This window comes from Kineococcus halophytocola (assembly GCF_041276425.1).
Lineage (GTDB): Bacteria > Actinomycetota > Actinomycetes > Actinomycetales > Kineococcaceae > Kineococcus > Kineococcus halophytocola.
This window is the reverse complement of record NZ_JBGFTU010000003.1, coordinates 234,443-244,500: the sequence shown is the minus strand read 5'-3', so window position 1 is coordinate 244,500 and position 10,058 is coordinate 234,443. Positions and strand designations below refer to the sequence as shown.

Annotated in this window: 9 protein-coding genes and 2 tRNA genes; 7 read left to right on the top strand and 4 right to left on the bottom strand. The window is 72.8% G+C overall.

Features of this window, described 5'->3' with window-relative positions; genetic code table 11:
• Positions 1 to 81 precede the first annotated feature (81 nt).
• A complete protein-coding gene (locus AB2L27_RS04095; RefSeq protein ID WP_370440183.1) occupies positions 82 to 1,026 on the bottom strand; it encodes a hypothetical protein in 945 nt (314 codons plus the stop codon).
• Between the two features lie 221 nt (positions 1,027 to 1,247).
• Between AB2L27_RS04095 and AB2L27_RS04090 the strand changes: the two genes are divergently transcribed.
• Positions 1,248 to 2,045, top strand: coding sequence for a fumarylacetoacetate hydrolase family protein (locus AB2L27_RS04090; RefSeq protein ID WP_370440182.1), 798 nt, complete (start codon positions 1,248 to 1,250; stop codon positions 2,043 to 2,045).
• 12 nt (positions 2,046 to 2,057) lie between these two features.
• Here AB2L27_RS04090 and AB2L27_RS04085 read toward each other — a convergent pair whose 3' ends face one another.
• Positions 2,058 to 2,717 (bottom strand): hypothetical protein, encoded by a 660-nt coding sequence (locus AB2L27_RS04085; RefSeq protein WP_370440181.1) that lies wholly within the window; start codon positions 2,715 to 2,717, stop codon positions 2,058 to 2,060.
• A gap of 183 nt (positions 2,718 to 2,900) precedes the next feature.
• Between AB2L27_RS04085 and gltX the strand changes: the two genes are divergently transcribed.
• The 3 genes from gltX to AB2L27_RS04070 all read left to right on the top strand — a co-directional run bounded on the left by gltX (position 2,901) and on the right by AB2L27_RS04070 (position 4,704).
• Positions 2,901 to 4,415, top strand: coding sequence for a glutamate--tRNA ligase (gene gltX, locus AB2L27_RS04080; RefSeq protein WP_370440180.1), 1,515 nt, complete (start codon positions 2,901 to 2,903; stop codon positions 4,413 to 4,415).
• Positions 4,416 to 4,540: 125 nt separating this feature from the next.
• Positions 4,541 to 4,612 (top strand) — tRNA-Gln (locus AB2L27_RS04075).
• Between the two features lie 19 nt (positions 4,613 to 4,631).
• A tRNA-Glu gene (locus tag AB2L27_RS04070) sits at positions 4,632 to 4,704 on the top strand.
• A 53-nt stretch (positions 4,705 to 4,757) separates the two neighbouring features.
• Here the strand turns inward: AB2L27_RS04070 and AB2L27_RS04065 are convergent.
• Positions 4,758 to 5,474, bottom strand: a complete 717-nt coding sequence (locus tag AB2L27_RS04065) for an IclR family transcriptional regulator (RefSeq protein WP_370440179.1) — start codon at positions 5,472 to 5,474, stop codon at positions 4,758 to 4,760.
• A gap of 49 nt (positions 5,475 to 5,523) precedes the next feature.
• On the opposite strand from AB2L27_RS04065, the gene leuC reads away from it, so the two are divergent.
• The 3 genes from leuC to AB2L27_RS04050 all read left to right on the top strand — a co-directional run bounded on the left by leuC (position 5,524) and on the right by AB2L27_RS04050 (position 8,431).
• Positions 5,524 to 6,969, top strand: a complete 1,446-nt coding sequence (gene leuC, locus AB2L27_RS04060; protein ID WP_370440178.1) for a 3-isopropylmalate dehydratase large subunit — start codon at positions 5,524 to 5,526, stop codon at positions 6,967 to 6,969.
• Positions 6,970 to 6,980: 11 nt separating this feature from the next.
• A complete protein-coding gene (leuD, locus tag AB2L27_RS04055; RefSeq protein WP_370440177.1) occupies positions 6,981 to 7,586 on the top strand; it encodes a 3-isopropylmalate dehydratase small subunit in 606 nt (201 codons plus the stop codon).
• 332 nt (positions 7,587 to 7,918) lie between these two features.
• Positions 7,919 to 8,431, top strand: a complete 513-nt coding sequence (locus AB2L27_RS04050; RefSeq protein WP_370440176.1) for an HU family DNA-binding protein — start codon at positions 7,919 to 7,921, stop codon at positions 8,429 to 8,431.
• 70 nt (positions 8,432 to 8,501) lie between these two features.
• Here the strand turns inward: AB2L27_RS04050 and AB2L27_RS04045 are convergent, their stop codons facing one another.
• Positions 8,502 to 10,052, bottom strand: a complete 1,551-nt coding sequence (locus AB2L27_RS04045) for a helix-turn-helix domain-containing protein (protein ID WP_370440175.1) — start codon at positions 10,050 to 10,052, stop codon at positions 8,502 to 8,504.
• Between the last annotated feature and the right edge of the window lie 6 nt (positions 10,053 to 10,058).

The window sequence follows — 10,058 nt, the reverse complement described above, 5'->3', positions numbered from 1 at the left end:
CGCGAAGCGCCGGTAGGTTCGGCGCTTCGCGTCAACGACACCGACGTGTGGGGGCGCTCGACCACGCTGCGTCCCCGGCGGTCACCCCACGCGGCGCCTGACGGCCCTTGCGAGCGTCCGGCGCAGGAGATCGAGGAACCCGTCCGGGGCCCGGCGCAGGTCCGCCGGTGCGATGGTGACGAGCACGAGGCCGGCAGCCGCGTAGCGGCGAGCCTTCTCCTGCGTCCTGCGCAGTGCCTTCGCGCCCAGGTGCCACTCCATCGAGTCGATCTCGAGGACGACGCCGAGGTCGGGCCACCACGCGTCGGCCTCGCCCACCCACCGTCCGTCGACGACGACCGTCTGGTTCCAGAGCGGTTGCGGCAGGTCCGACGCCACGACCGTCCGGTAGGCGAGGGCCTCCGCCGCGCTGCGGGTGCCCGCCCGGAGCTCGACGAGCGACGCGCGAGCAGAGGCGCTCCGTTGCGTCGGCCCGGACAGCACTTCCCGCTGCAGGTCGCGCAGCGTGCAGTGGTCTTCCCGCAGGACCTGGCTCATGAGTTCCCGCACGTCGTCCGGCGACATGTCGTGCCCGCGTGTCGCGTCCGCGCAGGCGCGCGCGACGCTCGTGACCGGGAAGCTGCGCCGCACCTGGTCGCCAGGATCCCGTTCCGAGCGCTCGACGACGCAGAACGACGAGGACGTCCGGTGGACCCCGTCCGGGATCACGACGAAGACCGGTGCGTCCACGGGCAGGGTGTCGCGCAGTGCGCGGTGCAGGTCCAGCGCGTGCAGCCCACCGATGCGCGCCGTGGGACCTGCGTAGACGAGAGCCGCTCGCCGGCGTTCGAAGAGCGTCGGAGTTCCGCGGTGCGTCAGGACGACCCCGGGGAGGATGCGCTGCCAGCGGCCGCGCGGTCCTGTGAGACCGGTCAAGGTCGACTCCGGGATGCCGGCCGCGAGCAGGAGCGAGCGCGGAACCACCCGCTCGTGCTGCCGGACCAGGGCGTCCACGGTGGCTGGGTCGTAGGGCGCGCGACGGGGCATGGCTCGCATCCTCGAGCTCTGCGCGCAGCGCCGTCCGGTCCACCGAACCTTCCTGTGGACGACCGGACGAGCGGCGCGCCTGTGGAGCCGGACTCGACCGCGACATCCTTCGTCCCCAGGTGGTGCTCCGAGTCGTTGACGCGGAGCGCCGGACCTACCGGCCCGTCGCGTCAACGACGCCCACCCCCGGCCGAGCGCAGCGGGCTCACTAGGGTGGGGGGATGCGCATCGCCAGGTTCTCCTCCGGTGGTTCGGACCCGCGGTACGGGGTCGTCGAGGGCGCGCCGGGGGAGGAGGAGATCCTCGTCGTCTCCGGGGACCCGCTGTTCACCCCGCTGAACCCGACGGGGGAGCGGGTGCCGCTGGTGGACGCGCGGCTGCTGGCTCCGGTCATCCCGCGTTCGAAGGTGCTGGGGATCGGGCGGAACTACGTCGCGCACGCGGAGGAACTGGGCAACGAGGTGCCGGCCGAACCGCTGGTGTTCACGGTGCCGAACACGTCGGTCGCCGGTCCCGGGGACCCGCTGGTGATCCCGGCGTGGGCGGGGGAGGAACTGCACTACGAGGGCGAACTGGCCGTCGTCATCCGCCGGTTGTGCAAGGACGTCCCGAAGGAGCGCGTGGCCGAGGTCGTCTACGGGTACACCGTCGCCAACGACATCACGGCGCGCTCCCTGCAGGGCCCGGACCAGCAGTGGTGGCGGGCCAAGGGGGCCGACGGGTTCACGCCGCTGGGGCCGTGGATCGAGACCGACCTCGACCCCGCGGACGTGCGGATCGAGACGCGGGTGGGCACGGGGGAGGACCTGGAGGTCGTCCAGGACGGCCGGACCTCGCTCATGGTCCACGACATCGCCTCGATCGTGGCCCACGTGTCCTCGGCGATGACGCTGCTGCCCGGCGACGTCATCCTCACCGGCACCCCCGCGGGGGTGGGTCCGGTGCGGGCCGGGCAGCGCGTCGAGGTCGAGGTCGAGGGGATCGGCGTCCTCTCGACGACGTTCACCGCCCCCGAGTGAGGCACCGGGTGGTCACTCCGCGTCGGCGGGCTGCGCGATCGCGACGGTGATCGTGTCGGTCGCGGTCTGCTTGGAGTAGTCGGTCGCGCCCGGCGCGCTCTGCTCCAGCACGTCGTAGCTGATGAGCATCTCCACGCTGCGGGTGCCGGCGGGGACGGCGGGCACGACGAAGGACGTGGAGTAGGCGTACGGGGCCATCGCGAGGTAACCGGGCGTCTGCCGGGACGTGTCCTGGACGGTCGGGCCCGTCGTCACGGTGCCGTCGGCGGCGACGAGGGAGCTGGTCACCGTGAAGTTGCTGACGTAGGCCTTCTGCTGCCTCTTCTTCGTCCCGAGGTTCGGGCCGGTGATGGTGGCGGCGAGCTGGACCGGCTTGGCGGCCTCGGCGGTCCACTTCCCCATGTCCAGGGTCGACCAGTAGTCCACCGCCAACGTCATGCCCCCGGCCTGCAGCTCGTGGTGGGCCGAGCCGAGGGCGAGGTCGTTCTGCACGGGCGTCACGGCGACGGGCGTCGCGGTGGGGGTCGCGGTGGGGGTCGCGGTCGCGGACGGCGTCGCCGTGGCGGCGGGCAGCCCGGCGACGGCCTGCACGGAGCCGCAGGCGGTGAGGGCGGACAGCGGCAGCAGCAGTCCGGCGGCGGCGACCAGGGGCTTGAGCGAGCGGCGGGTCACGGGGGTCTCCTGGGGGCGGCGGCAGCGGTTCGTCGCCACGACGCTGACAGGTGTCACGCTCCGTGAGCAGACTCACCACCCGGACGGCCCACCCGTGACGGACGGCAACCACCCCGGTGGACGCAGACGCCCCCTGCGGGCTCACCCGAACGGGTGCCCGGAGCGCAATAGGCTGGTCCCGCCATGACTGAGACCACACCTGCGCCCGCGACCGAAGCCACCCCGACCTCCGGGGTGCGCGTCCGCTTCTGCCCCTCGCCGACCGGGACCCCGCACGTCGGGCTGATCCGCACGGCCCTGTTCAACTGGGCCTACGCCCGGCACACGGGCGGGAAGCTGGTGTTCCGCATCGAGGACACCGACGCGGCGCGCGACTCCGAGGAGAGCTACGCCCAGATCCTCGAGGCGCTGGCCTGGCTGGGCCTGGACTGGGACGAGGGCATCGACGTCGGCGGGCCGCACGGCCCCTACCGGCAGTCCCAGCGCCGCGCGGTCTACGACGACGTCGTGCAGCGACTGAAGGACGCCGGGCACCTGTACGAGTCGTTCTCCACGGCCGAGGAGATCGAGGCGCGGCACGAGGCGGCGGGCCGGCCGAAGGTGCTGGGGTACGACGGCTTCGACCGCGACCTCACGCCCGAGCAGGTCGCGGCCTTCCGCGACCAGGGCCGCGAGCCCACGCTGCGGCTGCGGCTGCCCGAGGGCCGCGACTGGTCCTTCGACGACCTGGTCCGCGGCCCGATCGAGTTCAAGGCGGGCTCGTTCCCCGACCCGGTCCTGGTGCGCGCCAACGGCGACCCGCTCTACACGCTGGTCAACCCCGTCGACGACGCGCTCATGGAGATCACCCACGTCCTGCGCGGGGAGGACCTGCTGTCCTCCACGCCCCGGCAGATCGCCCTGTACGAGGCGCTCGTCGACATCGGGGTGGCCCAGGCCGTCCCGCGCTTCGGGCACCTGCCCTACGTCATGGGGGAGGGCAACAAGAAGCTCTCCAAGCGCGACCCGGAGTCCAACCTCTTCCACCACCGCGACCGCGGGTTCGTCCGCGAGGGGCTGCTGAACTACCTGGCGCTGCTGGGGTGGGGGATCGCCGAGGACCGGGACCTGTTCAGCGTCGAGGAGATGGTGGCGGCCTTCGACGTCGCCGACGTCAACGCCTCGCCGGCCCGCTTCGACGTCGCCAAGGCCGAGGCGATCAACGCCGCCCACCTGCGGATGCTGGCGCCGGAGGACTTCCGCGACCGCCTCCTGCCGTACCTGCGGGCGGCGGGGGTGCTGCCCGAGCACCCCACCGCCGACCAGCTCGCGCGGCTGGCCGCGGCCGCCCCGCTGGTGCAGGAGCGCATGACGCTGCTCGGCCAGGCGCCGGGGATGCTCGGGTTCCTGTTCGCCGCCGACGAGGACGTGGTGCTGGAGGAGGACGCGACGAACGCGCTCCGGCCGGAGGCGGCCGACGTCCTGGACGCCTCCCTGGCCGCGCTGGAGGCGCTGGAGGAGTGGACGACGCCGGCCCTGGAGGCGGCACTGCGCGCGGCCGTCGTGGACGGGCTGGGCGTCAAGCCGAAGTTCGCCTTCGCCCCGCTGCGGACGGCCGTCACGGGCCGGCGGGTCTCCCCGCCGCTGTTCGAGTCGATGGAGATCCTGGGCCGGGAGGCGTCGCTGACCCGGCTCCGGCGGCTGCGCGCCACGCTCTGAGGTCCCCTCCGCAGACCGGCTCCCCGGCGGCTCAGGTCCGCCGCCGGGGAGCCGATTTGGGAAGCAGCCTGGGCGCCCGGTACAGTTCATCTCGTTCGGCCGGTTCCCGGCCGGGCGGAACACCATGGGGTATGGTGTAATTGGCAGCACGACTGATTCTGGTTCAGTTAGTCTAGGTTCGAGTCCTGGTACCCCAGCGCTTGTACTGCAAGCTAGGGCCCCGTTGTGTAGCGGCCTAGCACGCCGCCCTCTCACGGCGGTAGCGCGGGTTCGAATCCCGTCGGGGCTACAGATGAGGCCCCCGGTCACCGACCGGGGGCCTTCTCCCTTTCCCGGGGTCCTTCAGGACGCCGGGGTCAGGGCCGCCGTGAACGCCGCGGCCGTGGCCAGGACCGCGTCGGCGTGCCGACGGCCCGGGTGCCGCCCGAAGCGCTCGGCCGGCCCCGACACCGACACCGCCGCCAGGACGCGTCCCGAGGGCCCCCGCACCGGCGCGCTGACCGAGGCCACGCCGGTCTCGCGCTCCCCGCTGGAGTGCGCCCACCCGCGCCGCCGCACCCCCGAGAGGGTCGCGGCGTCGAAGCGGGACCCGAGCAGCTCCACCGACAGGCGCCCCGGGTCGTCCCAGGCGAGGAGGACCTGGGCCGCGGACCCGGCGTGCATGGTCATGGACGAGCCCACCGGGACGGTGTCGCGCAGGCCGTGCAGGCGCTCGGCCGCCGCGATGCAGATGCGGTGCTCCCCGTGCCGGCGGTAGAGCTGGGCGCTCTCGCCCGTGGCGTCGCGCAGGGCCGTCAGCAGGGGTCCGGCGACGGCGACGAGGCGGTCCTCGCCCGCGGCGGCGGCCAGTTCGGCGTGCCGGGCCCCCAGGACGAACCGGCCCTGCAGGTCGCGGCCGACGAGCCGGTGGTGCTCCAGGGCGACGGCCAGGCGGTGCGCGGTGGGGCGGGCCAGGCCCGTGGTCGTGACGAGCTGGGCGAGGCTGGCGGGGCCGGCCTCGAGGGCGTCCAGCACCAGCACGGCCTTGTCCAGGACGCCGACTCCGCTACTCTTGTCCACGAAGCGATACTGGCGTCTCAACCAGTGAGACGCAAGAGGGGAGCCGGTCATGGGCCGCACGCTGGCGCAGAAGGTCTGGGACGACCACGTCGTCCGTCAGGGGCAGGACGGGGAACCCGACCTGCTCTTCATCGACCTCCACCTCGTGCACGAGGTGACGAGTCCGCAGGCGTTCGACGGGCTCCGGATGGCCGGCCGCCCCGTCCGGCGCCTGGACCTGACGATCGCCACCGAGGACCACAACACCCCCACGGCCGACATCGAGCGTCCCCTGTCGCTGCTGGAGGACAAGACCTCGGCCAAGCAGCTGCAGACGCTGCGGGAGAACTGCGCGGAGTTCGGCGTCCGGCTGCACCCCCTCGGGGACGCCGAGCAGGGCATCGTGCACGTCGTGGGCCCGCAGCTCGGGCTGACGCAGCCGGGCATGACGGTCGTGTGCGGTGACTCCCACACCTCCACCCACGGCGCCTTCGGCTCGCTCGGCATGGGCATCGGCACCTCCGAGGTCGAGCACGTCCTGGCGACCCAGACCCTGCCGCTCAAACCCTTCAAGACGATGGCCATCACCGTCGAGGGCCGGCTCAAGCCCGGCACGACGGCCAAGGACATCATCCTCGCCGTCATCGCCGAGATCGGCACCGGTGGCGGGCAGGGCTACGTCCTGGAGTACCGCGGGGAGGCGATCCGGTCCTTGTCGATGGAGGGCCGGATGACGATCTGCAACATGTCGATCGAGGCCGGCGCGCGCGCCGGCATGGTCGCCCCCGACGACACGACGTTCGCGTACCTCAAGGGCCGCCCGCACGCCCCGCAGGGGGCGGACTGGGACGCCGCCGTGGAGTACTGGCGGACGCTGCGCACCGACGACGACGCCGAGTTCGACGCCGAGGTCGTCCTCGACGGTTCCACCCTCGAACCCTTCGTCACGTGGGGCACGAACCCCGGTCAGGGCGTTCCGCTGTCCGGGTCGGTCCCGGTGCCCGACGAGATCGGCGACGACGGGGTGCGCCAGGGCATCGAGCGGGCGCTGCAGTACATGGGCCTGAGCGGCGGGGAGAGGATGCGCGACATCCCCGTCGACACCGTGTTCCTGGGCTCCTGCACCAACAGCCGCATCGAGGACCTGCGGGCCGCCGCGGACGTCGTGCGCGGGCGCACGAAGGCCGAGAACGTGCGGATGATGGTCGTCCCCGGTTCGGCGCGGGTGCGGCTGCAGGCCGAGGCCGAGGGCCTGGACACCGTCTTCAAGGAGTTCGGTGCGGACTGGCGCTTCGCCGGGTGCAGCATGTGCCTGGGCATGAACCCCGACCAGCTCGCCCCGGGGGAGCGCTGCGCCTCGACCTCCAACCGGAACTTCGAGGGCCGGCAGGGCAAGGGCGGCCGCACGCACCTCGTCTCCCCGCTCGTGGCCGCCGCGACCGCCGTGCGCGGGACGCTGAGCTCGCCGGCCGACCTCGAACCCGCGCCCGAACCCGCACCCGAACCCGTCGCCTGAGAGGACCCGTCATGGAGAAGTTCACCGTCCACACCGGGGTCGGGGTGCCGCTGCGCCGCACCGACGTCGACACCGACCAGATCATCCCGGCCGTCTACCTCAAGCGCGTCACCAAGACGGGCTTCGAGGACGCCCTGTTCGCCGGCTGGCGTTCGGACCCGCACTTCGTGCTGAACCAGGAGCCCTACCGCCCCGGTTCGGTCCTGGTCGCCGGGCAGGACTTCGGCACCGGCTCCAGCCGCGAGCACGCGGTCTGGGCGCTGCGGGACTACGGGTTCAAGGCCGTTCTCGCGCCGCGTTTCGGCGACATCTTCCGGGGCAACTCCGGCAAGCAGGGGCTGCTGGCCGCGGTGGTGTCCCAGAGCGACATCGACCTCGTCTGGAAGGCGCTGGAGGCGCACCCGGGCACGGAGGTGACCGTCGACCTGGTCGAGCGCGTCGTGCGGGTGGACGACTTCACGGCCCCCTTCGAGGTCGACGAGTACGTGCGCTGGCGGCTCATGGAGGGCCTGGACGACATCAGCCTGACCCTGCGCCACGCCGAGGCCATCACCGACTTCGAGACGCGCCGGCCCTCGTTCAAGCCCACCACGACCCCCCTGGCGCCCTCGGCCTGAGGCGCCCCGACCGGCCCCGGACCCCGCTGCACCGCAGCGGGACCGGGGTCGTGTGCTGTCCGGACCCGTTGCGGCGCAGCGTCTCCGGACGTGACCCCGGGGGTGGGCGGCCGGGCCGTCGTCCCGGTCCGCAAGCCCCTGCGGCGCAGGGAGAGGGCGGGGCCGCGTGCCGAGGTGTGCTGCGGCGCAACGACTCGCCGCCACGCCGGTGGTGGACTCCGGTGATCGTCGGTCGTACCGTTCCTGTCGTCGGGCTCCTGCTCGGCCCTGCGCGATCCGTTGCGCGAGGAGAAGATCGGTTCGGACAACGCCCGGTACCCAGGAGGAGCCCCGTGAACAAGGCAGAGATGGTCGACGCCCTCGAGGGCAAGCTCGGCGGTCGCAAGCAGGCCGTGACCGCCGTCGAGGCGATCGTCGAGCTCATCACGCTCACCGTCGCCAAGGGCGACAAGGTCGCCATCAGCGGCTTCGGCACCTTCGAGAAGCAGGCCCGCAACGCCCGCACGGGACGCAACCCGCGCACCGGCGAGGCCGTGAAGATCAAGAAGACGTCGGTGCCGCGCTTCCGCCCCGGCACCCAGTTCAAGGAGGTCGTCTCCGACTCCAAGGCGCTGCGGGCCTTCCAGGCCGCGGCCAAGGAGCGGGCCGGCACCGCGGGCAGCGCCCCGGCCGCCACGGCCCGCAAGACGGCCGCGCCGGCGGCGAAGAAGGCGGCCCCGGCCACCCGCACCGCCGCCCCGACGGCCCGCAAGACCGCCCCGGCCACCCGCACGAGCGCCGCGGCGAAGAAGACCGCCCCGGCCAGGACCGCCACCACGACCCGGCGCACGGCCAAGAAGGCCTGAGGGCCGGTACGGCAGCAGGCCCCCGCGCTCCGGTGGAGTGCGGGGGCCTGCGCGCGTCGGGGGGCGCCGGTCAGTCGCGGAACGTCTCGATCTGCGCGCCCAGCGGGGTGAGGCGCTCGGCGAGCTGCTCGTACCCGCGGGCGATGATGTCCACGTTGCGCAGCACCGAGGTCCCCTTGGCCGCCAGCATGGCCAGCAGCACGACCACGGCCGGGCGCAGCGCCGGCGGGCACAGCACCTCCGCGCCCGACCAGCGCGTCGGGCCCTCGACGAGGACGCGGTGCGGGTCCAGCAGCTTGACCCGGGCGCCGAGGCGGTTCAGCTCGGTGAGGTAGATCGCCCGGTTGTCGTAGACCCAGTCGTGGACCGTGGTCGACCCCTCCGCACCGGCCGCGATGACGGCGAAGAACGGCAGGTTGTCGATGTTCAGACCCGGGAACGGCATCGGGTGGATCTTGTCGATCGGGGCCTTGAGCTCGGAGGGGTGGACCGTGATGTCGACCAGCCGGGTGCGGCCGTTGGCCGCCGGGTACTCCGGGGAGAGGTCGTAGCGCAGCCCCATCTCCTCCAGGATCGCCAGCTCGATCTCGAGGAACTCGATCGGGGCGCGGGTCACCGTCAGCTCCGAGTGCGTGATGATCGCCGCGGTGAGCAGGCTCATGGCCTCCACCGGGTCCTCCGAGGGGGCGTACTCCACGTCGACGGAGATGTCCGGGACGCCGTGCACGACCAGGGTCGTGGTGCCGATGCCCTCGATCCGCACGCCCAGCAGTTCCAGGAAGAAGCACAGGTCCTGGACCATGTAGTTCGGGCTGGCGTTGCGGATGGTCGTGACGCCGTCCATGCGGGCCGCGGCCATGAGCGCGTTCTCGGTGACCGTGTCCCCGCGTTCGGTCAGGACGATGGGGCGCTGCGGCGTGACCGAGCGGTCGACCGCCGCGTGGTAGTTGCCGGTGGTCGCGGTGACCTGCAGGCCGAAGGGGCGCAGGGCGACCATGTGCGGTTCGACGGTGCGGGTGCCCAGGTCGCACCCGCCGGCGTAGGGGAGGGCGAACTCGTCGTACCGGTGCAGCAGGGGCCCGAGCATCATGATGATGCTGCGGGTGCGGCGGGCGGTCTCGCCGTCCATGGCCGCCAGGTCGAGGTCGTTGGGGACGTCGAGGACCAGGTCGGACTCGTTGACCCAGGCGTACTCCACCCCGATGCTGCCCAGCACGTCGAGGATGCGGTGGATCTCCAGGATGCGGGCCACCCCGCGCAGCGTGGTGCGGCCCTTGTTGAGCAGGGCCGCGCACAGCAGGGCCACGCCGGCGTTCTTGCTGGACTTCACCGCGATGCTGCCGGACAGCTTGACCCCGCCGTGCACGCGCAGGTGGGTCGGGCCGGGCCGGCCGATCGAGACGATGTCGTCCTGCAGGGCGTGCCCGACGCGCTGGAGCATGTCGATGGAGACGTTCTGCTGCCCCTGCTCCATGCGGTGCACGGCGCTCTGGGAGGTGCCCAGACGGTCGGCCAGCTGGACCTGGGTGAGGCCCCGGTGCTTGCGCGCGTCGCGGATGAGGGTGCCGATCTGCGACAGGTGGTCGCCGGTCGGCGTCAGCTGCTCGGTGGAGACTGCCATGACGCC

What these genes read in the sequence shown, in the direction of transcription:
- AB2L27_RS04090 (WP_370440182.1), top strand. Translation starts at nt 1,248, where the DNA reads ATGCGCATCGCCAGGTTCTCCTCCGGTGGTTCGGACCCGCGGTACGGG.
- leuC (WP_370440178.1), top strand. Translation starts at nt 5,524, where the DNA reads ATGGGCCGCACGCTGGCGCAGAAGGTCTGGGACGACCACGTCGTCCGT.
- leuD (WP_370440177.1), top strand. Translation starts at nt 6,981, where the DNA reads ATGGAGAAGTTCACCGTCCACACCGGGGTCGGGGTGCCGCTGCGCCGC.
- AB2L27_RS04045 (WP_370440175.1), bottom strand. Translation starts at nt 10,052, where the DNA reads ATGGCAGTCTCCACCGAGCAGCTGACGCCGACCGGCGACCACCTGTCG.
- AB2L27_RS04095 (WP_370440183.1), bottom strand. Translation starts at nt 1,026, where the DNA reads ATGCCCCGTCGCGCGCCCTACGACCCAGCCACCGTGGACGCCCTGGTC.
- gltX (WP_370440180.1), top strand. Translation starts at nt 2,901, where the DNA reads ATGACTGAGACCACACCTGCGCCCGCGACCGAAGCCACCCCGACCTCC.